This window comes from Nocardia sp. NBC_00416 (genome assembly GCF_036032445.1).
In the GTDB taxonomy this organism is placed as follows: Bacteria; Actinomycetota; Actinomycetes; order Mycobacteriales; family Mycobacteriaceae; genus Nocardia.
In genome coordinates this window covers 6,263,599-6,289,362 of sequence record NZ_CP107932.1, presented here as the reverse complement: position 1 = coordinate 6,289,362, position 25,764 = coordinate 6,263,599, and the positions used below count along the sequence as shown (strand labels likewise).

General features: G+C 69.1%; 24 protein-coding genes. 10 read left to right on the top strand and 14 right to left on the bottom strand.

Going from position 1 to position 25,764, the window contains the following annotated elements:
• Positions 1-165: 165 nt before the first annotated feature.
• Positions 166-1,305, bottom strand: coding sequence for a DUF2157 domain-containing protein (locus tag OG804_RS27265; RefSeq protein ID WP_328391277.1), 1,140 nt, complete (start codon positions 1,303-1,305; stop codon positions 166-168).
• Between the two features lie 125 nt (positions 1,306-1,430).
• On the opposite strand from OG804_RS27265, the gene OG804_RS27260 reads away from it, so the two are divergent.
• Positions 1,431-2,489 carry an amidohydrolase family protein gene (locus OG804_RS27260; RefSeq protein WP_328391275.1) on the top strand — a complete coding sequence of 353 codons (1,059 nt, stop codon included), beginning with the start codon at positions 1,431-1,433 and terminating at the stop codon, positions 2,487-2,489.
• A gap of 15 nt (positions 2,490-2,504) precedes the next feature.
• Here OG804_RS27260 and OG804_RS27255 read toward each other — a convergent pair whose 3' ends face one another.
• A complete protein-coding gene (locus OG804_RS27255; RefSeq protein ID WP_328391273.1) occupies positions 2,505-3,269 on the bottom strand; it encodes an SWIM zinc finger family protein in 765 nt (254 codons plus the stop codon).
• Positions 3,269-6,115, bottom strand: coding sequence for a DEAD/DEAH box helicase (locus tag OG804_RS27250; RefSeq protein ID WP_328391271.1), 2,847 nt, complete (start codon positions 6,113-6,115; stop codon positions 3,269-3,271). Before OG804_RS27250 ends, OG804_RS27255 begins: the two co-directional genes overlap by 1 nt.
• Positions 6,116-6,425: 310 nt before the next feature.
• On the opposite strand from OG804_RS27250, the gene OG804_RS27245 reads away from it, so the two are divergent.
• Positions 6,426-6,788, top strand: coding sequence for a hypothetical protein (locus OG804_RS27245; RefSeq protein ID WP_328391269.1), 363 nt, complete (start codon positions 6,426-6,428; stop codon positions 6,786-6,788).
• A gap of 50 nt (positions 6,789-6,838) precedes the next feature.
• Positions 6,839-7,549 carry an HNH endonuclease family protein gene (locus OG804_RS27240; RefSeq protein ID WP_328398773.1) on the top strand — a complete coding sequence of 237 codons (711 nt, stop codon included), beginning with the start codon at positions 6,839-6,841 and terminating at the stop codon, positions 7,547-7,549.
• Here the strand turns inward: OG804_RS27240 and OG804_RS27235 are convergent, their stop codons facing one another.
• From OG804_RS27235 to pdhA, 4 genes are all read right to left on the bottom strand, one after another.
• Positions 7,550-8,374: a sulfurtransferase gene (locus tag OG804_RS27235; protein WP_328391266.1), complete on the bottom strand. Its 825-nt coding sequence runs from the start codon at positions 8,372-8,374 to the stop codon at positions 7,550-7,552.
• Between the two features lie 103 nt (positions 8,375-8,477).
• Complete coding sequence (locus OG804_RS27230) at positions 8,478-9,902, bottom strand: dihydrolipoamide acetyltransferase family protein (protein WP_328391264.1); 1,425 nt, start codon at positions 9,900-9,902, stop codon at positions 8,478-8,480.
• 36 nt (positions 9,903-9,938) lie between these two features.
• Positions 9,939-10,913, bottom strand: coding sequence for an alpha-ketoacid dehydrogenase subunit beta (locus tag OG804_RS27225; protein WP_328391262.1), 975 nt, complete (start codon positions 10,911-10,913; stop codon positions 9,939-9,941).
• Positions 10,910-12,040 (bottom strand): pyruvate dehydrogenase (acetyl-transferring) E1 component subunit alpha, encoded by a 1,131-nt coding sequence (pdhA, locus tag OG804_RS27220; protein ID WP_328391260.1) that lies wholly within the window; start codon positions 12,038-12,040, stop codon positions 10,910-10,912. The genes OG804_RS27225 and pdhA overlap by 4 nt, the downstream gene beginning before the upstream one ends.
• 142 nt (positions 12,041-12,182) lie before the next feature.
• Here pdhA and OG804_RS27215 point away from each other — a divergent pair, with 142 nt between their 5' ends.
• Positions 12,183-12,677 carry an Lrp/AsnC family transcriptional regulator gene (locus OG804_RS27215; RefSeq protein WP_328391258.1) on the top strand — a complete coding sequence of 165 codons (495 nt, stop codon included), beginning with the start codon at positions 12,183-12,185 and terminating at the stop codon, positions 12,675-12,677.
• 81 nt (positions 12,678-12,758) lie between these two features.
• On the top strand, positions 12,759-13,598 hold the full coding sequence (locus OG804_RS27210; RefSeq protein ID WP_328391256.1) for an SDR family oxidoreductase: 840 nt from the start codon (positions 12,759-12,761) through the stop codon (positions 13,596-13,598).
• A 120-nt stretch (positions 13,599-13,718) separates the two neighbouring features.
• On the opposite strand, the gene OG804_RS27205 is transcribed toward OG804_RS27210, so the two are convergent.
• On the bottom strand, positions 13,719-14,153 hold the full coding sequence (locus OG804_RS27205) for an acyl-CoA thioesterase (RefSeq protein WP_328391254.1): 435 nt from the start codon (positions 14,151-14,153) through the stop codon (positions 13,719-13,721).
• A gap of 19 nt (positions 14,154-14,172) precedes the next feature.
• Positions 14,173-15,126, bottom strand: a complete 954-nt coding sequence (locus tag OG804_RS27200; protein WP_328391252.1) for an AraC family transcriptional regulator — start codon at positions 15,124-15,126, stop codon at positions 14,173-14,175.
• A 265-nt stretch (positions 15,127-15,391) separates the two neighbouring features.
• Between OG804_RS27200 and istB the strand changes: the two genes are divergently transcribed.
• The 3 genes from istB to OG804_RS27185 all read left to right on the top strand — a co-directional run bounded on the left by istB (position 15,392) and on the right by OG804_RS27185 (position 19,136).
• Positions 15,392-16,363: an IS21-like element helper ATPase IstB gene (gene istB, locus OG804_RS27195; RefSeq protein WP_328391250.1), complete on the top strand. Its 972-nt coding sequence runs from the start codon at positions 15,392-15,394 to the stop codon at positions 16,361-16,363.
• A gap of 608 nt (positions 16,364-16,971) precedes the next feature.
• Positions 16,972-17,715: an IPT/TIG domain-containing protein gene (locus tag OG804_RS27190; protein WP_328391248.1), complete on the top strand. Its 744-nt coding sequence runs from the start codon at positions 16,972-16,974 to the stop codon at positions 17,713-17,715.
• 170 nt (positions 17,716-17,885) lie between these two features.
• Positions 17,886-19,136, top strand: coding sequence for an IPT/TIG domain-containing protein (locus tag OG804_RS27185; RefSeq protein ID WP_328391246.1), 1,251 nt, complete (start codon positions 17,886-17,888; stop codon positions 19,134-19,136).
• Positions 19,137-19,354: 218 nt separating this feature from the next.
• Here OG804_RS27185 and OG804_RS27180 read toward each other — a convergent pair whose 3' ends face one another.
• The 5 genes from OG804_RS27180 to OG804_RS27160 all read right to left on the bottom strand — a co-directional run bounded on the left by OG804_RS27180 (position 19,355) and on the right by OG804_RS27160 (position 24,026).
• Complete coding sequence (locus tag OG804_RS27180) at positions 19,355-19,753, bottom strand: hypothetical protein (RefSeq protein ID WP_328391244.1); 399 nt, start codon at positions 19,751-19,753, stop codon at positions 19,355-19,357.
• Between the two features lie 81 nt (positions 19,754-19,834).
• On the bottom strand, positions 19,835-20,974 hold the full coding sequence (locus tag OG804_RS27175) for a DUF5925 domain-containing protein (RefSeq protein ID WP_328391242.1): 1,140 nt from the start codon (positions 20,972-20,974) through the stop codon (positions 19,835-19,837).
• A 194-nt stretch (positions 20,975-21,168) separates the two neighbouring features.
• Complete coding sequence (locus OG804_RS27170) at positions 21,169-22,587, bottom strand: NAD(P)(+) transhydrogenase (Re/Si-specific) subunit beta (RefSeq protein WP_328391240.1); 1,419 nt, start codon at positions 22,585-22,587, stop codon at positions 21,169-21,171.
• A 3-nt stretch (positions 22,588-22,590) separates the two neighbouring features.
• Positions 22,591-22,911, bottom strand: coding sequence for an NAD(P) transhydrogenase subunit alpha (locus OG804_RS27165; RefSeq protein WP_328398771.1), 321 nt, complete (start codon positions 22,909-22,911; stop codon positions 22,591-22,593).
• Complete coding sequence (locus OG804_RS27160) at positions 22,911-24,026, bottom strand: Re/Si-specific NAD(P)(+) transhydrogenase subunit alpha (RefSeq protein WP_328391239.1); 1,116 nt, start codon at positions 24,024-24,026, stop codon at positions 22,911-22,913. The genes OG804_RS27165 and OG804_RS27160 overlap by 1 nt, the downstream gene beginning before the upstream one ends.
• A gap of 323 nt (positions 24,027-24,349) precedes the next feature.
• Here OG804_RS27160 and OG804_RS27155 point away from each other — a divergent pair, with 323 nt between their 5' ends.
• Positions 24,350-24,808, top strand: coding sequence for an HIT family protein (locus OG804_RS27155; RefSeq protein WP_328391238.1), 459 nt, complete (start codon positions 24,350-24,352; stop codon positions 24,806-24,808).
• Between the two features lie 119 nt (positions 24,809-24,927).
• Positions 24,928-25,764 carry a maleylpyruvate isomerase family mycothiol-dependent enzyme gene (locus tag OG804_RS27150; RefSeq protein ID WP_328391236.1) on the top strand — a complete coding sequence of 279 codons (837 nt, stop codon included), beginning with the start codon at positions 24,928-24,930 and terminating at the stop codon, positions 25,762-25,764.

The window sequence follows — 25,764 nt, the reverse complement described above, 5'->3', positions numbered from 1 at the left end:
ACCTGCCTCGTGTCGGGGTGGCGGGCGCGGCGCTGCGGCCGTCCGTCACACGAAGATCATTTTGCGGGCTTCCAATAGTTGGACGTCCAAGCAAAACGATACACCCGGGTCCCACCCGAGACCAGAGCTATCGAGGATCGCAGCGCGCGCCCCGGACCTCCCCCGCTAGCCTGCGGTTTTCGTGGATCTGGCCAGCAGATAGCTGCCGATCCCGAGCACCACCGCGCCGACCACCAGAATCGCCCCGGACGCCCCGGCCGAATCACCGGTCCAGTCCGCGACCGCTTCCACCGCGGCCAGGGTCAGCGCGGCCGCACCGCCGAGCACCAGCACCCAGGACCGGTCGGTGGCGTAGAGGCCGAAACAGACCACCGCGACCACCGCGGTGAGCGCATACGACGGCCAGACTCCTCCGAACGCCTCGACGGTCTGCGCGCCCGCCACCGCCAGCACGACCCCGGCCACATATCCCGCCCACACCTCGAGCACTGCACGGACCCGGGTGAGCCCGAGCCAGCCGAAGCCCAGCACCAGCACCCCCAGACCGATCCAGCCGTCGTCGATCTCCAGAACCTCGTCCAGGAGCCCCACGACCAGCGCCACACTGAACCCGGCGCACAACAGCAGCCCGAGCAGCGACGGCAGCGCGGCATAACCGGCGATCGCGGCCACCAGCCCGCCGGCCGCCGCGTAGACCCAGGTGACATCGCTGCTGACATCGCCGTTGTCGACGATCGAGCCCACGGCCGCGGCGACGCCGGCCGCGGCGAGCGCGAACAGCACGACCGCGAGCCGGGTGCGAGCGGTGTGCCCGGTCTCGGGCACCGACCGCCAGGCCGCGCGCAACAGCACGGACCGCCCGCCCGCCGTCGCGACTCCGGCCACGGTCAATCCCAGCGCGACCAGTGCGAACAACACGAACCGGCCGAGTCTCGCCATATCGTCCCAGGACTCGACCAAGATCAGGACCAGCCCGCTCATGAGCAGACCCGCCCCGGCATAGGCCGCGATCTCCGCGAGCAGCCGAGCGGGGGTCGGACGCGGCCGGTCGTGGGTCAGGGCGGACACCACCGCGGTCAGCTGGGTTTCGTCGAGGACGCCCTGGTCGACCAGATCGCGCAGCGCGGCGGGGGCTTGCTCGGGGGCCACCCCCGAATCCACAGGCTTTCCCGGCGCCGCCGGTGCGCTGTCGGCGGGAAGCGTCCCGGCGACCGGCTCCGGTTTCGCCTTCTTCACAAGGTCGGGAGCCGGATCGGCCCCCGACACCGGCTGCGACGCTCGCGGCGCCGAATCCTGTTCGGCCACAGCCCCAGTATGCCGCCGCGGCCACCACGCCGCTCGACGCCTGCGTAATCCACTCCACCGGCCCTGGTCACGCGCTACGCTCGGCGACCAGACCGACGACGAGCCCAGGAGGTGCCGGCAACGGTATGGACATCGGCGATATCCGGATCATCGACGCGCATATCCACCAGTGGGACCCGTTCACCAACCCGCGCGAATTCAGCCACACGGCGAAGCTGCTGCGGCGGGTGCCGGTGCCGCTGGGTCTCGCGGTCCGGCTGGCTCGCCGTAAGGACCGGGAGTTCGTCGGGGATCCGTCGGCGTATCTGGGACCGTATCTGCCCGCCGATTACCGAGCCGACACCGGCGAGCTGCCGATCGAATCGGTGGTGCACATCGAGGTCGAATGGACGGGCCCGAAAGTCGAGGAAACCCGCTGGGTCACCGCACTGCCGTTCGGGGTGGACACTCCCGCGCTCGCGGCCGTCAGCGCGAGCGGCTTCCCGGGGGCGGCCGGATTCGCCGAGCTCCTCGAAGCGCACCTGTCCGCGTCTCCCCTGGTGCGCGGGGTCCGCAGCATGGTCGCCCACCACCCGGACCCCGCAGTCCGCAGTTTCAGCACCGAACCCGGGGCGTTGCGCACGCCCGCGTTCCTGCACGGTTTCGCCGACCTGGTGGAACGCGATCTGGTTTTCGAGGCCTGGGTGTACGCGCATCAGCTCCCCGAGCTCACCGAACTCGCCCGGCGCTACCCGGAAGCCGGGATCGTGCTGAACCATCTGGGCACTCCGGCCGGGATCTTCGGCCGGGTCGGCAAGCACACCGGGGCCGACGCCGAACAGCGCCGGAGCATCTTCGAACGGTGGCGCGACGATACCGCCGCCCTCGCCGAATCCCCCAATGTCGTGGCGAAAGTGAGCGGCCTGATGATGCCGATCCTCGGCCATCCGGTTCCCCGATCGGGTACGACGACACCGGTCCCGGTACTCACCGAGCGGATCGGACCGCTGCTGCGGCACGCGGCGGATGTATTCGGCCCCGACCGCCTGATCTGGGGATCCAATTTCCCGGTGGACCGGCCGATCACCTCGATCACCGGCAGCGCCGCCGCGGTGGCGGCCGTCCTGTCCGAACATCTCACCGGCACCGCCGTTCTGGAACAGGTGTTCCGGACCAACGCGCAGCGGGTTTATCGACTCGAGTGAACGCCGGCCGGTGCGCTAGCCGCCGGTCATGGTCGAATACAGGACGACCAGACCCCGGCCCGCAGTGGCCGCCGTGGTCTCGTCCGCGCACAGCATGCGCAACGCCCGGCGCAGCACCGCGGGGTCCAGATCGTCGGGCGCGGGCCGAACCCCCGGGGTGGGCAGCGCGGGCAGCTCGAGTGCGTCGCCGTACGGGTCGACGCTCTCGTCTCCGCCGGAGTCGACGGCCTCCACGCCGGTGATCAAGGTGTCCAGGCTGAGACCGCGCAACGTCAGCAGATCGCGCGGATGATCGTCCAGGCGTTCGGCGAGCAGGCACGCGACGGCGATCGCGTGCTTACACGGCCAGCCGGGGTCCGGGCAGGTGCACCCGAAATCGATATCGGCGGCGGTATCCGGCAGTAGATGCGGTGCGAGTTCGCGGGGCAGATCGCCGGAGACGACCCGGGCCAGCATGCCCGGCGCCCCGCGGATCACCTCGACCAGCAGATCCACCTCTTCGTCGCGCAAGCGGCGAATATCGCAGGTCGTGGTGAACGGGCGGGGCTGGCTGCCCTGCACCTCCGCGGTCATCACGCCCGGTTCGATCCGGTAGTTCACCACCTGGCCCGCCCGCGCGTAGGTGCGACCGCGTGCGAGCCGGCCGGGTTCGGCCAACCGTTCGACCACCTCGATGAAACTCTTGCCCCAGAAGGTCCGGGCGAAGGCGCCGCGCCGGTTGCGTGCCGAGACCCCACCGGAAACCGCCCGGCGCCTGCCGAATTCATTGAAATCGACCATCACTCACCCACCGCCTCGGCGCCCAGGGTGAACAGCTGGGCCAATTCGTCGTTGCCCAGTTCGGTGATCCAGTTCTCGCCCACCCCGACCGCCAGATCGGCGAGATCCCGCTTCCCGGTGATCATCTCGTCGATTCGTTCCTCGATCGTATCGACGCAGACCAGTTTGCGTACCTGCACCGCGCGGGTCTGACCGATCCGGAACGCACGGTCGGTGGCCTGGTTCTCCACCGCCGGATTCCACCAGCGATCCAGATGCACCACATGGTTGGCGGCGGTCAGGTTCAGTCCGGTACCACCGGCCTTGAGTGAGAGCAGCATGATGGGCGGTCCCCCGGCCTCCTGGAATCCGGCGACCATCGCATCGCGTTTCTTCTTGCTCACCCCGCCGTGCAGGAACGGGACAGCGCCGCCGAACCGCTCGGCCAGATACGGCGCCACCAGCTCGCCGAATTCGCGGAACTGGGTGAACAGCAATGCCTTCTCCCCCTCGGCGAGCACCGCGTCCAGCACATCTTCGACGAGTGCGAGCTTGCCCGACCGGTGCGCCCCGCGGCGCAGGACCGCGGAGGAATCCCCGAGGAAATGCGCCGGATGGTTGCACACCTGCTTCAACCGGGTGAGCGCCCCCAGCACCGCGCCCTTACGCGCCATTCCCTTGGCGTCGCGCAGCTTTTCGAGCATGTCCTCGACCACCGCCTGATACAGCGCCGCCTGTTCGACGGTGAGATTGGCCCGGACGGTCATCTCGAGTTTGTCGGGCAGATCGCTGATGACGGCCGGGTCGGTTTTCACCCGCCGCAGCAGGAACGGCGAGGTCACCGTGCGCAGCCGGGTCACCGCGTTCTGATCGTTCTCGCGCTCGATCGGCACGGCGAAGCGGGCGCGGAAGGTCTGCGGACTGCCCAGTAATTTCGGGACGGCGAAATCGAAGATCGAGCGCAACTCCTCGAGCCGGTTCTCGACCGGGGTCCCGGTGAGCGCCAGCCGGTGCCTGGCAGTCAGCGCCCGCGCGGCGCGCGCCTGCCGGGTGGCCGCGTTCTTGATGTGCTGGGCCTCGTCCAGCACCACCCGTTCCCACTGCTGCCGCGACAGATCGGCGATATCACGCGCCAGCAGGGCGTAGGTCGTGACGACCAGATCCGCCCCGGCCACCGCCGCGTCCAGGTCACGCCCCTGCGCGCGCCCGGCGCCGTGGTGCACCAGAACCCGTAGATCGGGAGCGAACCGCTCGGCCTCACGCTGCCAGTTGCCGACCACCGACATCGGACAGATCAGCACGGTCGGCCCAGGGACGGTCCCCCGCTCGCGTTCGTGCAGCAGCAGGGCCAGGACCTGGATCGTCTTCCCCAGACCCATATCGTCGGCGAGGACCGCGCCGCAGCCGAGGCGATTCATGGTCGCGAGCCAGGACAGGCCGCGTTCCTGATAGGGCCGCAACTGCGCTTTCAGCCGGCCGGGTACGGCCACCGGTTCCACCGGGCGTTCCGGGTCGAACAGGGCGGCGGGCCAGCCGGTCGCGGTGACCTCGGTGAGCGGGACTCGCCCGACCCGGTTCTCGGTGATCTCGCCGATGAGGTCGGACAGGGTGATCTCGGTGTCCTCGTGGTGCAACGCGACGAATTTCGCGGCGGCCGCGAGCACGGTGTGATCGGCCTGGACCCATTCGCCGCGCAGCCGCACCAGATCCGACTGCGCGGTGATCAGCCGCCGCATATCGTCCTGGGACAACACCGTCTCGCCGAGCGCGAGTTCCCAGCGGTAGGTGACCAGACCGTCCAGGCCCACGGTGCTCTCGGCGGCGGGCACCGCGGCGCCCTCCACTCGCAGTCGCAGGGTCGGTTCGGTGATGTTCCAGGCCCGGGGCAGCAGCAGCGGGATACCGGCCTCCGACAGTGCCTGCGCCCCGTGCGCGACCAGATCGGCGACCACTTCGGTCGGCAGCAGCAGATCGAGGCTGCGCGGATCGCCCGGCACATCGCGCAGGCGCGGATACGCGCGCTGAGCGCGGCCCAGCCATTCCAGTCCCAGCCGGACCTCGTCGGCCGCTCCGGGAACCGGTATCGGCCGCGGCGCGGTCCCGGCGGCGCGCAGGCAGACCTCCAGCCGCCACAGCGCGGACGCGTCGGCGGATTCCTCGAACTCCCCCTCCGGCTCGCGCAGCCGCAACACCAGTTCGGGCTCCTCGGACGCCCGCGTCTCCCGCCACTGTCGCAGTACTTCGGCGGCCTGATGGCTTCCGGCTTCCACCGGCACATCGGCCTGCAGGGCGTGCACCAGCGGGTGTGGATGCGGCTCCCCGGGGAGCAGTTCCCGCACCATCGGATCGGTCAGTTCGCCGACCATATCGTCGAGCACATCGCCCGGCGCGCCGGCGACCCGCAGCGCCGGGGGCAGGAGGGCGGCCAGTTCGGCGAGCCAGGCCCGCTGACCCGAGCCCCCGGACAAGCCCCAGCGGGCCCACCATTCGCCGTCGTCGCGCCGCAGTTCCGGCACGACCATCCCGGCCAGCACCCAGCGTTCGATCCCGAGCGCGATATGTGCCAGGAACCGCAGATCCCCGGCCGCCGCACCCGCGGGCAGCCGCTGCCGCAGCGCGGCGGCCGCGGCGCCGGGCGCGAGCGCATGCGCGCGGACCGTTTCCCGCCGCGACCCCGCCGCGTCCACCACGAGCACCTCGGCCCGGTGCCGGAACCGCGACTCCGCGAGCACCGACCCGAGCAGCCCCGGCACCGGCGGCTCGGGTCCGGCGCCCTCGATCCCGGGAGCGCGCCACAGCAGCAGCCCGGAACCGGGCGACCACAGTCCGTGCAACATGGCCCCCATCAAATCAGTCCGGTGCGACATGCCGCGCAGGGTCCCCACCGACGGTCGACCGGGGCCGTAGCGGCCGATCGGCGCGATAGCGCACCGGCGCACCGGGTTGTGTCTGGATTTATCCACCACAACGGCACATACTGAGAAATATCCGCTGGTCACCGCTGATATCAGTACCCGCTGAGCGCAGCCTCGCCGGGTGGATCGCGCTGCCTCCGGCGGCCATGGGCGGCACCCGGCCAACCCCGGCCCGCGAACAGCGGTCCCAGCACACAGCGGCGTCACGGCACAGCGGTGTCATCGAACAGCGGAGGGCAATCGAACAGCGGAGGGCAGCAGTATGACGATTCTGCTCCAGGTACTCGAGCAGAGCTACACGCCGACCACCCCGTGGGAACGGCGCAAGTTCACCTTCGTTAATGCCGACAAGATCGTCGGTATGCGGCTCGACGGACAGTGCGGGGTATGGCTGGACCTGTCCCGCCCCGGCGAATCACAGCGCCTGGCCCATACCGCCCACCCCGAGGAGGCGGTCACCTTTCTGCTCACCGCCTTCGCCAAGATCGCCGAATGCTCCGACAGCGGCGGGTCGTGGGTGATCGGGCACGACGGGGTGCATATCGGATCCCTGGTCGCCACGCGTTTCCCACCGCGCAGCAACCGGCTCGACAACGACGAACTCCTGGCCCGCGCCTGGCTGTGAGCGCGCGCCCCCGGTAACTGTCGGAGGGTGCCGGTATACCGGTACCCGTGATGACACGGGGGATGATTCACGCGGTCGCAGCACTCTGCGCCGCTTTCGCGCTATCGGTTTCCGCGGGTGGTTGCGCGGTGGTCGGCGGGCACCGGCCCGCGCCGGGCAGTCCCGGCCGCGCACAGCTCGAGCAGTTGCTCGGCGCGGTCCGGGTGGTCGCGCAACGACCGCATCCGGGTGGGTACGAGCGGGGTTGCGGCGCCGGTCGGGGTTGCGTCTTCGGCCCCGCCTGGTCCGACGACTACGACGGTCCGGGCGGCAGAGACGGCTGCGATACCCGTAACAATGTGCTCGCCCGCCAGCTCACCGGCGTCGGATTCCGGCCCGGCACCCGCCGGTGCGTGGTGCAGTCCGGCACCCTGGCCGATCCCTACACCGGCACCCGGATCGTGTTCAGCAAGCAGAACGCCCGGCAGGTACCTATCGATCACATCTATCCGCTGGCCGCCGCCTGGGATCTGGGAGCCGCCGCGTGGCCGGCGGCGCAGCGAGTCCGGTTCGCCAACGATATCGACTACAACCTGCAGGCCACCGATAACGCCGCCAATACCGTCAAGAGCGACAGCACACCCGCGCAATGGTTACCGCCGTCGCGGCCGGGACACTGCTACTACGCGGGCAGATACCTGACGGTGGCCGTGCGGTATCAGCTCCCGGTCACCGCGGCCGATCACACCGCACTGCGGAATATCGCCGCGAACTGCGGGTGATCACGGGGCATGTCCCCCGACCGCGACCGGACGCTTCGGATCGTGCGCCCACTGCGACCAGGACCCCGGGTACAGCGCGGCCTGCACACCGACGACCGCGAGCGCGGCGATCGCATGGGCGGCGGTGATACCGGACCCGCAGTACACCGCAACCGGCTCCGCACCGATCTCGCCGAAACGCTCGCGCAGCAGGTCCGCGGGCAGGAAACACCCGTCCTGATCGAGGTTCTCGCTGGTAGGCGCGCTGATCGCGCCGGGGATGTGCCCGGCGCGGGGGTCGACCGGTTCCTGCTCGCCGCGGTACCGCTCGGCCGCGCGGGCATCGAGGAGCACGCCCTTCCACCGGGCGACGGCGTCGGCATCGATCACCGGCAGCCGTCCGGGCCGCAGCTCGATATCACCCGGCTCCGGATCGGATTCCACTCCCGTGGCCAGTTCGCCGCCGACCCGGGTCCAGGCCGGTAGTCCGCCGTCGAGGATGCGGACATCGGTGATCCCCGCCCAGCGCAGCAGCCACCACGCCCGGGCCGCCGACATCCCGCCGAGCGCGTCGTAGACGACCACCGGGTCGCCGGTGCACAGTCCCCAACTGCGGGCGCATTTCTGCAGCTGCCCCGGATCCGGCAGCGGATGGCGCCCGTGGGCGGGCGAGGGCAGGGCCGCCAATTCGGTGTCCAGGTCGACGAACACCGCGCCGGGGATATGACCGTTCTGATATTGCTGCGGACCCTCGGGGTCCCCGAGCTGCCAGCGCACATCGAGCAGGCGCAGATTCTCTTCTGTTGATTCCCGGAGGTCTTCAGCCGAGATCAATACCGCGTTCAACGCAGCTCCTCGTCCAAGGGTCTGGAACAGATTTCGCCACCGTACGCGGCGGCGGTGGGCGAAGTCCACGTGTACGCCGATATCTGTCGTGCGGTGTCGTCCGTCAGATACGGGCGAGCAGTGTCAGCGGATCCTCCAGCAATCCGGCGACCGTCGCCAGGAAACGCGCCGCCGCTTCACCGTCGATCATCCGATGATCGAAACTGAGCGTCAGCGTGGTCACCGAGCGGACGACCACCTCGTCGCGGAACACCCACGGCCGTTTCACGATCGCGCCGAGGCACAGGATCGCCGCCTCACCCGGATTCACCAGCGGCGTACCGGAATCCACGCCGAACACACCGACATTGGAGATGGTGAACGTGCCGCCGCGCAGATCCGGCAGGCCCGCGCGCCCTTCTCGTGCGATCTGGGCCAGCCAGCTGATCTCCCGGCACAGCTCGCGCAAGCTCAGCGTCTGCGCGTCTTTGATGTTCGGCACGAGCAGACCGCGTTCGGTCGCCACCGCGATACCCAGATTGACGTAGTACCGGGTGACGATCTCCGCGTTCGCGTCGTCCCAGAAGGTGTTGACGACGGGGAATTCGGCCAATGCGGCCAGCACCGATTTCGCGACCAGGGCGAGCGGCGTCGGGGTCGATCCCTCGAACGCTTTGGTGGCGCGCAGATGTTCCAGGAGTTCCAGCGAGGCCGTGACATCGACGGTGACCGACGTACTCGCCTGCGGAATGGTGCGCGCGCTGGCCACCATGGCGTCCGCGGTCCGCTTCCGTATCCCGGCGATCGGGGTCCGTTCCTCCCGGACCGACCCGGTGCCCGCCGACGCCACCGGTCCGGCTTCCGGCGCGTCGCCGCCGCGGGTGTCGGGCTCGGAAACCGGTACCGCGCCGCGGACATCCGCGACCGTGACCGCGCCCTCGGGGCCGGATCCCGCCACGTACCAGAGATCTATCCCCAGCTCGCGAGCCAGTTTCCGGGCCCCGGGCGTCGCCGCGACCCGCTGCGATTCGGCGGCGGATCCCCGCGCAGACCCGTTGCGAGGCTCCGGTAGCGCCGGCGGCGCGGCGTCGGCCGGGGCGCCGATGACCCCCGCCTCGACCGAGGCCCCGGGCTCGGCCGGGGGGCCGGGAGCCTGCGTCGCATCGCCGTTCGCTCGTCGTCCGCCACGACGCCGCCGCGACACCTGCTCCTCGGCCGGGCCGTAGCCGACCAGGACCGAGCGCCGTCCGCTCGATTCCGTTGCGGCAGCGCGAATCCGGAGCAGCGGTGCGCCCACTTCGATGGTCTCCCCGGGTTCGGCGAGCAGCTCCACGACCGTCCCGGCGAACGGGGACGGGAGCGCGACCACCGCTTTCGCGGTCTCCACTTCGGCGATGGTCTGGTTCAGTGTCACCTCGTCGCCCACCGCGACCGACCAGTTCTGGAATTCGGCATCGGTGAGTCCTTCGCCGAGATCGGGGAGACGGAACTCCAGGATCTCGCCGGTCTCCGCGGCGCGGGCTTCGTCGGCGCGGGCGTCGTCGTCCACGGTTGGGGCACCTCCGGCTGGCATTGGGATCACGCGTCAGGCGGCCAGTGTGCGGTCGACCGCCGCGAGGATCCGGTCCGGGTCGGGCAGATGATGCTTCTCGAGCTTAGCCGGAGGGTAGGGGATATCGAATCCCGCGACCCGCCGTACGGGCGCCTCGAGCCGGTAGAAGCAGCGTTCGGTGATCCGGGCGGCGATCTCGGCGCCCAGTCCGCCGGATATCTGCGCCTCGTGCACCACGACGAGGCGGCCGGTCCGGTCCACCGATTCCGCGATGGTGTCCACGTCCAGCGGCGCCAGACTGCGCAGGTCCACCACCTCCAGCGAAATACCTTCCTCGGCACCGAGTTTCGCTGCGGCCAGGGCGGTGGCGACCGTACCCCCATAAGCGACCACGGTGACGTCGGTTCCGCGGACGCACACTCGGGCCCGGTCCAGTGGCAGCTCCGGCGCCGCCGCCGGATCGAACTCGGCCTTGTCCCAGTAACGACGTTTGGGTTCGAAGAAGATCACCGGGTCGTCGAGGGCGACGGCCTGGCGGATCATGGTGTAGGCGTCGGCCGGGTTGCTCGGCGACACCACGCGCAGCCCCGCGGTATGCGCGAAATAGGCCTCGGGCGATTCGGAATGGTGTTCCACCGAACCGATACCGCCCCCGAACGGGATCCGGATGGTCAGCGGCGCCCGCACCTTCCCCCGAGTCCGGTAATGGATCTTGGCGACCTGGGACACGATCTGATCGAAGGCCGGATACACGAAACCGTCGAACTGGATTTCACACACCGGCCGGTAGCCGCGCAGCGCCATGCCGAACGCCGTTCCCACGATGCCCGATTCGGCCAGCGGCGTGTCGATCACGCGCCGGTCGCCGAAATCCTTCTGGAGCGTGTCCGTCACCCGGAACACACCGCCGAGCCGGCCGATGTCCTCACCCATCAGCACCACCTTGGGATCGTCCTCCAGGGCACTGCGTAATCCGGCATTGAGCGCCGCGGCGAATGTGGTGATCATGAGCGGACTCCCTCCTCGCGCGCGGCCGGCGCGGCAGTCGCGAGCGCACAGGCCGGGTCGTCGGCCAGATAGGCGGTGTAGTCCCGGCGCTGTTCGTCGAGAACCCGGTGCGGGGTCGCGTAGACGTGGTCGAAAAGCTCGGACGGCTCGGGATCGGCCATGGTGATCGTCTCGGTGCGCATCCGGTGCGCCACCTCGTCGGCGCGTTCGTCCACCCGCCGCTGGACGTCGGCGTCCAGCAGGCCCTCACGTTCCAGCAGTAGGCGCATCCGCAGAATCGGGTCCCGGCGCGCCCACTCCTCGGTTTCCGCGGCGGTCCGGTAGCGGGTGGGATCGTCGGCGGTGGTGTGCGGCCCCATCCGGTAGGTGATGGCCTCCACGAACGACGGCCCGCCGCCGCCGCGCGCACGGGCGGCCGCCTGCCTCGTGACGGCCAGAACCGCCAGGACATCGTTGCCGTCCACCCGGATCGCGGGGATGCCGTACCCGACGGCACGATGCGCGATCGGCGTGGCGCTCTGCAGATGGACAGGTTCGCTGATCGCCCAGTGATTGTTCTGGCAGAAGAACACCACGGGCGCGCCCCAGCTGGAGGCGAAGGTCAGCGCCTCGGCGATATCGCCCTGGCTGGTCGCGCCGTCGCCGAAATACGCGACCGTCGCGATCTCGGCCCCGTCGAGCTGGGCGGCGTAGGCGTAACCGGTCGCATGCAATCCCTGGGCGCCGACCACGATCGCCGGATTGGCCATATTGACCGCGGCCGGGTCGCCCGAGGAATGGGACACTCCTCGCCACATCGCGGTCATGGCACTCGGGTCCACCCCCCGGCAGTAGGCGACGGCGCTCTCACGGTAACTGCCGAACACGTAGTCGTCGGGCCGCAGTGCGCGGGCCGAGCCGACCTGGGCCGCTTCCTGGCCCTGGCACGGCGCCCAGAGTCCGAGCTGTCCCTGCCGGGCCAGTGCCACGGCCTCGGTATCGATACGCCGGGTGACCACCAGATCTTCGTAGAGTCGCCGCAGTTCCTCCGGCCCGATATCGGCGACGAGCGCCTGGTACTCGGGATTGTGCACCCGACGTCCGTCGGGCTGGATCAACTGCACCGGATACTCGGTTGTGCCGGGCATCGCCTCGCCTCCTCACGCGGATCACGCGCTCATGTGGCCTGTAACACAAGCATCCACCCGTTAGCGATCTGCGCAAGTCTCGTTCAGAAAACTGAGCATAATGCTCGTTCTTGGGGGTCCAGAAGCTGTCATACTGCGTCATATGACCAGTCGGGAGACCACCGAAGCGGTACTGGACGCCACGGACGCGCGACTACTGCTGGAGTTGATCGCCAACCCCCGGGCCACCGGCGTGGAACTGGCCGCGCGACTCGGCCTCTCGCGCAACACCGTGCAGGCGCGGCTGGCTCGCTGGGAGGCCGCCGGAGTTCTGGGCAGTTTCGAGCACCGGGTCGATCCGCGCGCGCTGGGCTACCGCTTGTCCGCCTTCGTGGCGGTGGTGGTGGACCAGCATCGACTCGAGGCGGTGGTCGACGAACTGGCCGAGATCCCGGAGGTCACCGAGGTGTGCGGAATGACCGGCCCCACCGACCTCACGGTGCGCGTGGTGGCCCGCGATGCCGACGATCTCTATCGGATCACCGGGCAGATCCTGAAGATCCCCGGTGTGGTCCGCACGAACATGGCCCTGGTGATGCAGGAGTCCGTGGGGCCGCGCACCGCCCCGCTCCTGCGCCGCCTCGCGGGACCGGCCTGACCGGCTGCCCGAGCAGCGGACGAGAAAGCGATTAAGCGACACACCGGGGTAAATGTCGCATGTAACCGCTAAGGTGCGAGCATGGAGCTCTCAGGCACAGTATCGGACACCTTCTCCGGCCGGACCGCCGTCGTCACCGGCGGCGGATCGGGCATCGGCGCGGCACTGGCACGCCGCCTGGCCGACCACGGCGCGAAGGTCGTGGTGGCCGATCTCGATCCGGCGACCGCGGGCAAAGTGGCCGCCGAGATCGGCGACGCCGCGGTATCCGCCGCCGGCGACGCCGCCGATCCCGAGGTGATCCAGCATCTGATCGACCGGGCGGAATCCGCCTTCGGCCCCGTCGACCTGTACTTCGCGAACGCCGGAATCGGCGGCGGCGCCGGACTGGACAGCACCGACGCGCAGTGGGCGGCCGCCCTGGAGATCAACACCCTGGCGCATATCCGGGCCGCCCGGCTGCTCGTACCCGGCTGGCTGGCGCGCGGCGGCGGCCACTTCGTGAGCACCGCGTCGGCGGCCGGACTGCTCACCCAGCTCGGATCCGCGCCGTACTCGGTGTCCAAGCACGCGGCCGTCGGATTCGCGGAATGGCTGTCGATCACCTACGGCGACCAGGGCGTCCGGGTGAGCTGTGTATGCCCGATGGGCGTGGACACCGCCCTGTTGCGCGAGGGAATGATCCCGCCGGACAACGTCGAGGCCGGTCGGCTGGCGATCAACGCGGTGAAATCCGCAGGCGCGGTACTCACCCCCGAAGAGGTCGCCGACACCGTACTGGCCGGGGTCGCGGCCGGCCAGTTCCTGATCCTGCCCCACCCGGAAGTGCTGACCATGTACCAGCACAAGGGTTCGGACTACGACCGCTGGATCCGGGGTATGCGCCGCTTCCAGCATGCACTGGAGAACCCGGACTCCTGACCGCCCCGGCGCATCACCCGCGGCCGATACCGGTGACCCCCGCGGCCCGGCTCGCGACGTCCCTGCGGCCCGCCGCGCGTGAGTACCGGCGGCCCATCGCGGGCGCCCGCGATCGGCGCGCTACTGCTCGGGGTCGTCGGTGACCAGGGTCGCAGCGGCGGTACGGATCACCGCGGGGATCTCCACCGGCTTACGGGTCTCCGAGTCCACGTACACGTGCACGAACGTTCCGGTAGCGGCGAGTTCCAGCCCCTCCCCCGCCTCCCGGAAGATCGCGAGATCGTAGGTGATGCTGGAGCGGCCGAGCCGCGAGATCCGCAGACCCACCCGCAGTCGGTCGGGAAAACTCAGGGACGCGTGAAAGCGGCAGGATGTCTCCGCCACGATCCCGATGGCGGGCAGGTCCCGGATATCGGTGCCGGTCGCGTCGATCAACCACGCGTTGACCGCGGTATCGAAGTAGGCGTAATAGGTCACGTTGTTCACGTGGCCGTAGTGGTCGTTATCGGCCCACCGGGTGGGCACCGGCCAGAGCACCGGATACTGCTGGGTCACCCGGCCGACGATACCGGGGTCAGCCCGCGGAGGGCACCGCGGCGGCCGCGCCGCCGAGCCGGTGCTCCCGGGGACTCACCCCGAAATGCCGTTTGAAGGCCGTGCTCAATGCGAAGGCGCTACCGTAGCCGACCTGACGGGCCACCGCCTCCACCGTATGGTCGGTGCCCTGGAGCAGATCCGCCGCGAGATCGAGCCGCCATTCGGTGAGGAAGGCCATCGGCGGCTCGCCGACCATCTCGGTGAACCTCCTGGCCAGCGCCGCGCGCGAGGCCCCGACCGCACCGGCCAGTTCGGCGACGGTCCAGCCGTGCGCGGGATTGTGCTGCAGCAGCCGCAACGCCTTGCCCACGGTCGGATCGCTGTACGCGTGGTACCAGGCCGGCGCCTCGGCCCCGGAGAACCAGGTGCGCAGGGTGGCGATGAGCAGCAGATCGAGCAACCGGTCCAATACCGCGCTCTGCGCGGGCAGATCTTTCACGGTTTCGTCGACCAGCAGATCCAGGACCCGGTCGTCGGAACGACCGCGCGGCACCACGAGCACCTCCGGAAGGGCACGCAGCAGGCGGCGGCTCACCGCGCCGGCCTGCTCATAGGACCCGGTGACCAGCACCGTCTCCCCCGCCGGATCGTTACCCCACTGCCGCACCCCGAGGCTCATCGTCTCGCAGAGCACCTCGCCGTCGGTGGTCGTGGTGACCTGCCCGGGATGGATGAGGATCTGCGGGTCGGTCGCCGGATCATCGGCGACCGTGTACGGGCGCGGACCGCGGAACACCGCCACATCGCCGGCCTCCAGCAGATACTGTCCGCCGTCGTCGGTCACCGTCCACGCCCGGCCCCGGATCACCGCCGCGAGGGTCAGCGGCGATTCGTCCTGGATCCGCAGCGACCACGGCGGACTCAGCAGCGACCGCAGCAGGAAAGCACCTCGTGCCCTGGGTCCCTCGAGCAGCCCGGCCAACGCATCCATCTCGCCAACGATAGCCGCGGCCCCGAGCCTGCGACAGGCTCCGGAGGCCCTGCCCGCCGAAGCGCGATACCCTGCGGGCCCACGCGCTCGGGGCAGGGGTGAAGTACGTCGAGAGCCCCGGTCGGCGCCGTCACCGCTCGTCGATCCCGACGGCGGTCGCGCACCGAAATCGACGGCCCTGTCGCCGATTCGGCGAGCACGGACGACTGTAACGCGGGCCTATCATGTAGATATGGAATAAGTGGGGGGCGAGGGGAGGGCGCCGATGCCGGACCTGTCCAGAGTCGAGCTGTACGCCGCGATCCGGCAGGACCTCCGTGCCGGACTGTCCAAACGTGCCATCGAACGTAAGTACGGCGTCGGATGGCGGACGGTGGCGAGGGCGACGGAGTCGGTGTTGCCCGGGCCGCGGAAAGAATATTCGCCGCGGCCGCAGAAACTGGATCCCTACAAGCCGTTCATCGACGATGTGCTGCGCGCCGATCTGAACGGACCGCCCAGGCAACGTCATACAGCCACCCGGATCTATCAGCGGCTGGTCACGGAGCGGGGCATGGCGGATGTGTCGTATCAGCGGGTCAGCGCCTACATCCGCGAGCGCAGACCACAGCTGCGGACCGAGCAGCTGACCGCCCGGCGCCGCACCGAACGTCTTGTCGGGGCAGCCGGTTTCCCCCGCGCCAAGACCCTGGAAGGTTTCGATTTCGCCGCCAACCCCAGTATCGACCCAGCCGTCGTCCACACCCTCGCCGAATGCGATTGGGTGCGACAAGGCCGGCCGCTGTGCTTGATCGGCGACGCGGGCACCGGGAAGTCCCATCTGCTGATCGCCCTGGGCACCGAAGCGGCGAGGGCAGGCTACCGGGTCCGGTACATCTTGGCCGCCGGATTGGTCAACAAGCTGGTAGAAGCCGCGGACGGGCAGCGACTCTCCCGGGCCATCGGCCGCTACCGGGGCATCGATCTACTCTGCATCGATGAACTCGGCTACACCGAACTCGGTCGGCGCGGCGCCGAATTGCTGTTCCAGGTGTTGACCGAACGCGAGGAGAAGAAGTCGGTCGCGATCGTAGCCAACCGCGGCATCGCGAACTGGTCCGAGATCTTCCCCGACGCCCGGCTCCGGGCCGCCATCATCGACCGGCTCACGTTCGGCGGCACCATCGTCGAGACCGGCGCGCAAAGCTATCGCCGAGCCCATTCCCGGGCCGGCGAACCCACCGACACCCCCCGCTGACGCGGCCCGGTTCCCACGCGCCGAGACCCGCGCCGACCGTGGGCGACCGGCCGCGATCGCTCGCACCGCCGGTTTGCCCAAGGTTTTCTCGCGCACATCCGATGGACGGGGCTACGAAACAGAAAACAAACGAACCGGTAGCAATTTTCAGTGCCGTCGAATTTCACGATAAAACACCGCCGGAATTCATGAACAAACGCTGTCGGAATTCGTGATAATTCCGCCGGAATCGGCGATAAAACCGACCACACCCACCAAGAACATGGCTTACACCTGGTCTTATTGGACAGAAATGCACTGTTGCACTAAGCGTTCCGGAGACGTATGTTTGCGGATGGGTCGATTCCGATCGAATTGCCTTAAGGGGAAATATGATCCATTCATAATCGGACGAAATGCAGTCGTACGCAACCGGCTGACATTCCAGATAGATCGAAATTCTTCGCCGGTAACGGTGAGCCGCACTACCGGCCGCCGGCTACTCGACAGACCGGCCCGCCGTGAGCGGCAGCCACTCCGAACACGGAGGGCGTGACCGCCCGGTGGCATTAGCCACCCTGCGTCGGCCGGTCGTGCCCACCTCACACATCGATCAGAAAGACAGCACCATGCCCATCTCTCCGAACCAAGGGTCGACCGCGGGCGGGACCACCGTCACCATCACCGGTACGAACCTCGCCGGCGCCACCGCCGTTCGTTTCGGCGCCAAGTCCGCCACCATCACGGCCAATACGCCGACCTCGGTCACGAGTGTCTCTCCGTCGGGTGTCGGCACCGTCCCGGTGACCGTCACCACGCCGGGCGGGACCAGCAACCCACTGTCGTTCTTCTACATCGGCCCGCCGTTCAAATCGGGCCTGTCGCCGGTCTCAGGAGTCACCGCGGGCGGCAATACGGTCACCATCACCGGAATCGGTTTGGCTACCGCCACTTCCGTCGCCTTCGGCGCCAACACGGCGACCCCGACCGTGGTGAACGACGGTGTGCTGACCGTCGTCGTGCCCGCGGGCGCGGCGGAGGGTTCGGTCGGGGTCAGCGTCACGACCGCGGGCGGATCCAGCAACGGCCTCTCGTACACCTACGTGGACGCGCCCACCCTCGGTACCCCGGCACCCGCCTCCGGTCCCGCCTCCGGCGGCACCGCGGTGACCATCCCCGGCACCGATCTGACGACCACGGAATCGGTCACGTTCGACGGCGTACTGGCGCCTTTCAGCGTGCTCTCCGATGCGGCGCTCGTCGCGGTCACGCCGCCGGGTACCGTCGGCGCCGTGGATATCGTGGTCACCACGACCGGTGGCAGCGCCACCGCGACCGGTGCGTTCACCTACGTCGCCGGACCCGGTATCTGACCGGATATCCGGTCCGGGTGACGGCCCGCACCGGATGACGCCGGCCTCGAAACCCGGGCAGGGCGCTCGCCGCCCTGCCCGGGCCCCGGCCCGTTCACCAGCCCACAATCCGACTTCGCCCCTGCCCCTGGTCGGACGGGGGCTCCGCCTCGCTCTGAAAGGAGCACCCCATGGCCCCGACCCTGACCTCCCTGTCGCCGACTTCGGGCCCCGTTGCCGGCCTGAACAACGTCACGCTGACCGGCACCGAGTTCGTCGCCATCGTCACCTCCGTGCAATTCGGCACGATGGCAACCACTTTCACGGTGGACTCCAGCACAAAGATCACCGCGATCGCCCCACCCGGCACCGGGACGGTGCAGGTCACCGTCAGCACCACCGGCGGCACCAGCAACGGACTCCCCTACACCTACGCCGCGGTTCCCACACTGAGCAGCGTCAGCCCCGGTCAAGGGCCCACGGCCGGCGGCACCACCGTGACACTCACCGGCACCGGCCTCACCGGTACCACCGCCGTCACCTTCGGGGCCACCCCGGCCACCACATTCACCGTGAACTCCAGCACCCAGATCACCGCCACCGCACCACCCGGCACCGGGACGGTACAGGTCACCGCCACCACGGCGGCGGGCACCAGCAACGGAGTCGCCTTCAGCTACGTCGCGGCACCGGCACTGACCTCCATCGGCCCGAGTTCGGGTCCGGCGGCGGGCGGCACCACCGTGACACTCACCGGCACCGGCCTCACCGGTACCACCGCCGTCACCTTCGGGGCCACCCCGGCCACCACGTTCACCGTGAACTCCAGCACCCAGATCACCGCCACCGCACCACCCGGCACCGGGACGATACTGGTCACCGTCACCGGCCCGGGCGGAACCAGCAATGGGCTGCTGTACTCCTACACCGCGGTCCCCGTGCTGATCTCGGTCGGTCCGACCTCGGGGCCGGCGGCGGGCGGCACCGCGGTCACCCTGGTGGGGACGGATCTGGCGGGCGCCACCGCGGTCACTTTCGGCGCCACGCCGGCGGGCTCGTTCACCGTCGTCTCCGGCACGCAGATCACCGCTGTCGCGCCGGCCGGGACCGGCACGGTGCAGGTCACGGTCACCACCGGAGGTGGGACCAGCAACGGGGTTTTCTACACCTACGTCGCCGTACCCACCATCGGCGCCCCGGCGCCCGCCGCCGGGCCGACCGCCGGTGGGACTCCGGTGACCATTCCCGGCACTGCGCTGACCACCACCGACTCGGTTACTTTCGGCGGCGCGGCAGCGGCGTTCACCGTCATATCCGATACGCAGGTCACGGCGGTGACCCCGCCGGGGGCCGTCGGCGCGGTCAACGTGGTCGTGAGCACCAGCGGCGGCAGTGCGACCGGGGCCGGCGCCTTCACCTACGTCGCGCCACCCGTCATCTGAGCGGTCGACCGTGATCTCGGCCGGCCGGGGACGACCCGCCCAACCCACTCGAGAACACCGCGCACGAGTTCGTGCTCCGAGTGGGTGCCGCGGCTCACCCCGGCCGGCCACAGCTTTCCGGCCCGCGCCGCCGAATCCCGGACCGGTGACGCCCGGTAGCGGCAGATCGGAACCAGCGGCGGGCGCCGCCACGGCGATGCGGCGGATCCGGCGACCTGTCAGTGCCCGGTGCACGTCCACACCAGCAGCACGAGCACCGCCGCGAGATAGCCCCAGGCGCTCCACCGCGCGACCCCGCACAGCCGCACGGACCGCGGATCACCCACCGGCAGGCCCGGATACCCGGTCAGCAGTCCGCGCAGCGGAAATTGGTATTCGGGATTGTCACCCATATCCGGCGCTGTCGACGCGGCGGCCAGCAGCAGGACGTCCGCGACCACCAGCAGTGGTAGCGCCTCGGGCGGTGCGAGGAACCCGGCCACGATCACCGGTGCGACGATCACCGCGGGCACGATGCCCAGGGTGAACATCGCGAAGATCATCCACCAGCCGGCGCCGAAGAATCTGATCCCGATCGCGACCACCGCGACCACGCATTGACCGATCCCCACCGCCATTTCCGGTACCTCCCAACCGCAGTGCCGGTCCGGACGCTACCGGCGGGCACCGACACGACCACCGCTCCAGAGCAGGGGCGCCTACAGATACATCCCGGCATCCACCGGATCCGCCGTGACCGCGATACTTCCCGCGCCGTCACGCAATGCGACCAGTTCCGCGAGGGTCGCCTCGGTGACGGATCCGGCGGCCGGGTGATCCCCCAGCCAGGTACGCGCCTCGGCGGCCGTCAGCTTCCCGATCTCCAGCTGGGCCAGGCAGCGGCCGGGCCGGGTGACCGCGGGATGCAGCCGGGAGAGATCCTCGTTGGTGCTGATCGCCACCAGCACCTCGCGACTCTGCCCCAGCATCCCGTCGGTGAGGTTGAGCAACCGGGAAAGCCCCTGACCAGAGGTGGATTTCGCTTCGGCGTGGATCAGCTCGTCGCAATCCTCGAGGATCAGCAGCCGCCAGCGGTCGGCTTCCTCGTCCTCGCCTTCGGCTCCCATCGCCGCGCGCATCAGATATCCGGGCTTGGCGAACAGCGTCTCGGGATCGAGTACGCAATCGGCCTGACACCAATCCGACCAGGATCTGGCCAGGGCCCGCAGCGCGGTGGTCTTGCCCGTTCCGGGCGGGCCGTGCAGGAGCAGCAGCCGTCCGCGAATATCGGCCGGACGCAATGCCATCAGCCGATCCAGGGCACCGGCGACGGTCGTGCCGTAGTTACCGCGGATCTCCGGCCACTCCGGCGTGGTGACGGCGAGAACCCGCCGGTTCGCCCCGCGATCGCCCTGGTGCCAGAAGCCCATCTTCACCGAGGCCGCGTCGGTCGGAGCCGGTTCCTCGGCATCACGGATCGTCTCCGCGACAATGCGTTCGGCCAGCTCGTCGCTGATCGCGGTCACTTCCACAGTGGCGGACTTGTCCGCCCACCGATCAGAACGCAGGGCCCAGCCCTCCCCGAGCACCAGGATGGACAGTGACTCGGATTCGACGATCGACCGCGAGATCACCGACCCCGGCGGGCGCAGCGGCGCGTCGGCTCGCACCCGGTCCAGTTGTCGCTTCCGGTAGTACGGTTGCACACCCCGGCCGAACAAGCTGAGGGCCAGCATATCGAGCAGGTCGCGCGGGGTGGAGTAGGAATCGAGGACGGCGGACCAGGGCAGGGCGTCGGCGGGGTCGGCGGCGGTGCTGTCGAATTCGATCAGGCGCAGCGGCTCGTTGCGTTCGGGCATCGCCGTCAATGATCTGCCCGCCGGCACGCAGCGTCCACTCGTTTTCGGCGCGCGCCCGCACGGCACACCGTCCGTGGCGTCGAGAACCACGCACCGGGATCCGCCGTCGACCGACCGCTCCAGCACGAAACCCCGGTGCGGACCCGGCCGATTCGACCGGGCCCGCACCGGGGCCGACACTGTGACCGCTCGGGTTACAGCGCTTTCAGTTCCTCGGTGACCGCACCGACCGACTTCTTCGCGTCCCCGAACAGCATGGCTGTGTGGTCGGCGTAGAAGAGCGGGTTGTCGATTCCGGCGAAACCGCTGTTCATCGAGCGCTTCAGCACGATCACCGATTTCGCCTGGTCCACATTGAGCACCGGCATCCCGTAGATCGGGCTGGCCGAATCCTCGCGGGCGGCCGGGTTGGTGACATCGTTGGCGCCGATCACCAGGGCGACATCGGTGCGGCCGAATTCGCCGTTGATATCGTCCATTTCCTTCATGGCGTCGTAGGACACCTCGGCCTCGGCGAGCAGCACGTTCATATGTCCGGGCATCCGGCCGGCCACCGGGTGGATGGCGTATTTGACCTCTACGCCCTTGGCTTCCAGCAGCCCGGCCATTTCCTTGACCGCGTGCTGCGCCTGCGCTACCGCCATCCCGTATCCGGGCACCACGATCACCTGGTTGGCGTAGGCCATCTGGATCGCCGCGTCCGCCGCCGAGGTGGCCTTCGCCTGCTTCTGTTCACCGTCACCGGAGGCGGCGACAGCGCCGCCGCCGCCGAACCCACCGGCCACGATCGCCGGAATCGAACGGTTCATCGCCTTGGCCATCAGGTTCGTCAGGATGGTGCCGGACGCGCCGACGATCATGCCCGCCACGATCATCGCGGTGTTGTTCAGCGCCAGACCGGCGGCCGCGGCCGACAGGCCGGTGAGCGCGTTGAGCAGCGAGATGACCACCGGCATATCCGCGCCGCCGATCGGCAGCACCACCATCAGGCCCAGCACCCCCGCGGCGAGCAGCAGCAGCACCATCCACCACTGCGACACACCGCCGTCGGCGGCCCCGAGACCGATGACCACCGCCGCCGCGACCGCGACGACGAGCAGCACCAGGTTCACCACCTGCTGCAGTCTCCCCAGTCCGATCGGACGCCCGGGCAGGATCTCCTGCAGTTTGCCGAACGCGATCACCGAACCCCAGAACGACACCGAGCCGATGATCGCGGCGAACAGCGACCCGACGATGATGTGCACGGTCGGTTCTTCACCGTGGTGGAACACCGAGAAGCCGGTGGTATCGATGAATTCGGCCCAGGCGATCAACGCGACGGTACCGCCGCCGACCCCGTTGAACGCCGCCACCAACTGGGGCATCGCGGTCATCTTCGTGTAGCGCGCGGGCGGCACGCCCAGCAGCACGCCGACGACCAGGCCCGCGACGATCAGAATCCAGTTACTGGTGTCGCGCACCGCGATCAGCGTCGCTATCACGGCGAGCGCCATACCGGCCGCCGCGATCCAGTTGCCCCGGACCGCGGTCTTCGGGCCGGTCAGGCCCATCAGGCCGTAGATGAAGAGGGCGAAGGACAGGATGTAGAGGATATCGACCAGATTGTCCATGGGTCACTTACCTGCCTTCTCGGCACCCGCGGCGGGCTTCTTGCCCTTGAACATGCCCAGCATCCGGTCGGTCACCACGAAACCGCCGATCACGTTCAGGGTTCCGAACACCACGGCCACGAACAGGATGACCTGCACCCCGGGCGACGGATCCTCCATCCGCCCGAGGGTGACCAGCGCACCCAGCACGACGATGCCGTGAATGGCGTTGGTACCCGACATCAGCGGGGTGTGCAGGGTGTTGGGGACCTTCGAGATCACCGCAAAACCCACGAATCCGGACAGCACCAGAATCGCGATATTCGCCAAGAGCTCGCTGTACATCATTCGGCCTTCGTTGTCGGTTCGGCGTCACGGGTGACACAGGAATCGGCAAGCACCTGATCGGAGAAATCCGGTTTCAGCTCGCCCTCGGTGAGCATCAGTTCCAGTAGCGCGGAGATGTTCTTCGAATACAGCTCGCTGGCGTGCTCGGGCATGGTGGCGGGCAGGTTCAGCGGCGAACAGATCGTGACGTCGTGCTTCACCGCGATCTCACCGGGTTCGGTGAGTTCGCAGTTGCCGCCGGTCTCCCCGGCGAGATCGACGATCACGCTGCCCGGTTTCATCCCCGCCACCGCGGCCGCGGTCACCAGGCGCGGCGCGGGCCGGCCGGGGACGAGCGCGGTCGTGATCACCACGTCGAAACCGGTGATGGCGTCTTCGAGCGCCTGCTGCTGTTTCGCCTTCTCCTCGTCGGTGAGTTCGCGGGCGTAACCGCCCTCACCGGCGGCGTCGATCCCGAGATCGAGCCACTGGGCGCCCACCGAACGCACCTGGTCGGCGACCTCGGGCCGGACGTCGTAACCGGTGGTCCGGCCGCCCAGCCGTTTCGCGGTGGCCAGCGCCTGCAGTCCGGCCACGCCGACGCCGAGCACCAGCACGGTCGCCGGTTTCACGGTGCCGGCGGCGGTGGTCAGCATAGGGAAGAAGCGGGTCGATTCCGACGCCGCCAGCAGCACTGCCTTGTAACCGGCCACATTCGCCTGCGAGGACAGCGCGTCCATCACCTGGGCGCGCGAGATCCGCGGGATGGACTCCACCGCGAACGCCTGTACCCCGGCTTTCTTCAGCGCGTCGATCTGGTTGTCGGCATTGCGCGGTGCCAGGAATCCGATGAGCGTCTGCCCCGCGGACAGTTTGCTCACTTCGGCATCGCTGGGCGGGGCCACCTTCACGACCACATCGGCCGACCAGGGGTCGCCGATCGACGCGCCGGCTTCCTCGTAGGCGGTATCGGGAATGAGCGCGCCCGACCCTGCCCCGGCTTCGACCACGACCTCCACACCCTGTTTCACGAGGGTGGGAATGATCTTCGGAACCAAGGCGACCCGCCGCTCGCCCGCGGCGGATTCGCGAACGACACCGACACGCGCCCCGCGCGGCGACGAATCGCTCACGGGCTGTGTCTCATCCCCCTCTACTCCCACCCGAGATGTCTCCACTTGTCTGCTTCCCTCTCCTGCAGTTCGGCCGCCGATCACGGCGCCGGGCGGGGTGTCCTGGGACACCACCGCCCGAAATCCTGGCAACCGTACATCGGCCGCAGTGAGATTAGCTGAGATGCCCGTCACATTCGACGCCCCCCGGCGCTCGTCTTCGCATCGGTAAATCCTGATCACGAGCGGTATCGGCACAAGCATGCCCGGGAGTTTGAAAAGTTTGCCAATCCGACCGGCCCACACCGGGCCCCGATCCGGCCTTACGCCGTAGAGTGCGCCGTGTGAACGACTGCGTTTTCTGCCGGATCGTGTCCGGCGCCGCGCCGGCGCACCGGGTCTACGAGGACGAGATCGTCACCGCGTTCCTCGATATCCGGCCGATCACCCGCGGCCATACACTGGTGATCCCGAAGCGGCATGCCACCGACCTCTCCGAACTGGATGCCGAAACGGGCATGGACCTGTTCCGCGTCGGCCATCGCGTCGCCCGGGCCGTGCAGGGGCGCGGATTCGCCGCCGACGGGGCGAATCTGCTGATCAACGATGGCAAGGCCGCGTTCCAGACGGTCGGCCACGTCCATCTGCACGTCGTCCCCCGCAGGCACGGGGACATAGTGCGGTTCGCGACCGGACTGGTGCTGCGGCGCGCGAAGGAACCGGAGAAGGTCGCGGCCGCCCTGCGCGCAGGTCTTACCGCGCTGAGCGACCCACCGCCCGAACCCGGCTCCGACCTCACCTGACCCCCGAATCACCGCGCCCGGATTCCGACCGGCCCACCGAAGGCGCCGCCGAGGATGCGATATCTCCGCCCACACTGCGGCCCGCGCGGACCACATGTACCGACTCCCTGGAGGCCCGAATGACCGACACCCCTGATCACCTCGAACTCACCGCGCTGCTGTCCGGCCAGTTCGACGCACTCGCCGACCTCGTCTCCGGAATCGGCGAAGACCAGTGGCGCACGATCTCGCCGCTGCCGGGATGGACCGTATTCGATGTCCTCGCCCACGTGGTCGGCACCGAATCGATGCTGCTCGGCGAGCGCCCCCCGGCCCGCGATCCACAGGAGCCCGAGGTGGACGTCGAAACCTTCCCGCATGTGCGCAACGAGATCGGGAAATTCAACGAGGTCTGGGTGCAGCGCCTGCGTTCGCGCGCGGGCGCGGAACTACTCGACCACTACCGCGACGTCACCCGCCGCCGCGTCGAGGCGCTCGCCGCCATGGACGACCAGGCGTGGCTCGCGCCGTCGCCGTCGCCGGTCGGCGAGGTGCCCTACGCGCGATTCATGCGGGTCCGGTTGTTCGACTGCTGGATGCACGAACTCGATATCGCCGACGCCCTCGGCAAACAGGTCGACGAGGGCGGGCCGCGCGGTGAACTGGCCTTCGCGGAGTTCGCCCGATCACTGCCCCGGGTGGTCGCGAAACGCGGGAAGGCGCCGGCCGGATCGCTGATCACCTTCGAACTGACCGGACCGCTCGCGCGGACCCTGCATATCGAGATTGGTGATCGCGCCCGCTATGTGGACACCCCCGCCGGGGACGCCACCGCCACCGTCGCACTGGATTCCGGTCTGCTCGTCCGGCTGGGCGGCGGCCGGGTCGAGCCGGAGACGGTGCTGGACCGGATCGTCTTCCGCGGCGACGCGGACCTGGGGCGCCAGGTCGTCCGGAACCTGGCGTTCACCATCTGA

What these genes read in the sequence shown, in the direction of transcription:
- OG804_RS27190 (WP_328391248.1), top strand. Translation starts at nt 16,972, where the DNA reads ATGCCCATCTCTCCGAACCAAGGGTCGACCGCGGGCGGGACCACCGTC.
- OG804_RS27180 (WP_328391244.1), bottom strand. Translation starts at nt 19,753, where the DNA reads ATGGCGGTGGGGATCGGTCAATGCGTGGTCGCGGTGGTCGCGATCGGG.
- OG804_RS27260 (WP_328391275.1), top strand. Translation starts at nt 1,431, where the DNA reads ATGGACATCGGCGATATCCGGATCATCGACGCGCATATCCACCAGTGG.
- OG804_RS27170 (WP_328391240.1), bottom strand. Translation starts at nt 22,587, where the DNA reads ATGGACAATCTGGTCGATATCCTCTACATCCTGTCCTTCGCCCTCTTC.
- OG804_RS27240 (WP_328398773.1), top strand. Translation starts at nt 6,839, where the DNA reads ATGACACGGGGGATGATTCACGCGGTCGCAGCACTCTGCGCCGCTTTC.
- OG804_RS27215 (WP_328391258.1), top strand. Translation starts at nt 12,183, where the DNA reads ATGACCAGTCGGGAGACCACCGAAGCGGTACTGGACGCCACGGACGCG.
- pdhA (WP_328391260.1), bottom strand. Translation starts at nt 12,040, where the DNA reads ATGCCCGGCACAACCGAGTATCCGGTGCAGTTGATCCAGCCCGACGGA.
- OG804_RS27250 (WP_328391271.1), bottom strand. Translation starts at nt 6,115, where the DNA reads ATGTCGCACCGGACTGATTTGATGGGGGCCATGTTGCACGGACTGTGG.
- istB (WP_328391250.1), top strand. Translation starts at nt 15,392, where the DNA reads ATGCCGGACCTGTCCAGAGTCGAGCTGTACGCCGCGATCCGGCAGGAC.
- OG804_RS27245 (WP_328391269.1), top strand. Translation starts at nt 6,426, where the DNA reads ATGACGATTCTGCTCCAGGTACTCGAGCAGAGCTACACGCCGACCACC.
- OG804_RS27185 (WP_328391246.1), top strand. Translation starts at nt 17,886, where the DNA reads ATGGCCCCGACCCTGACCTCCCTGTCGCCGACTTCGGGCCCCGTTGCC.
- OG804_RS27255 (WP_328391273.1), bottom strand. Translation starts at nt 3,269, where the DNA reads ATGGTCGATTTCAATGAATTCGGCAGGCGCCGGGCGGTTTCCGGTGGG.
- OG804_RS27165 (WP_328398771.1), bottom strand. Translation starts at nt 22,911, where the DNA reads ATGTACAGCGAGCTCTTGGCGAATATCGCGATTCTGGTGCTGTCCGGA.
- OG804_RS27225 (WP_328391262.1), bottom strand. Translation starts at nt 10,913, where the DNA reads ATGATCACCACATTCGCCGCGGCGCTCAATGCCGGATTACGCAGTGCC.
- OG804_RS27210 (WP_328391256.1), top strand. Translation starts at nt 12,759, where the DNA reads ATGGAGCTCTCAGGCACAGTATCGGACACCTTCTCCGGCCGGACCGCC.
- OG804_RS27175 (WP_328391242.1), bottom strand. Translation starts at nt 20,974, where the DNA reads ATGCCCGAACGCAACGAGCCGCTGCGCCTGATCGAATTCGACAGCACC.
- OG804_RS27200 (WP_328391252.1), bottom strand. Translation starts at nt 15,126, where the DNA reads ATGGATGCGTTGGCCGGGCTGCTCGAGGGACCCAGGGCACGAGGTGCT.
- OG804_RS27150 (WP_328391236.1), top strand. Translation starts at nt 24,928, where the DNA reads ATGACCGACACCCCTGATCACCTCGAACTCACCGCGCTGCTGTCCGGC.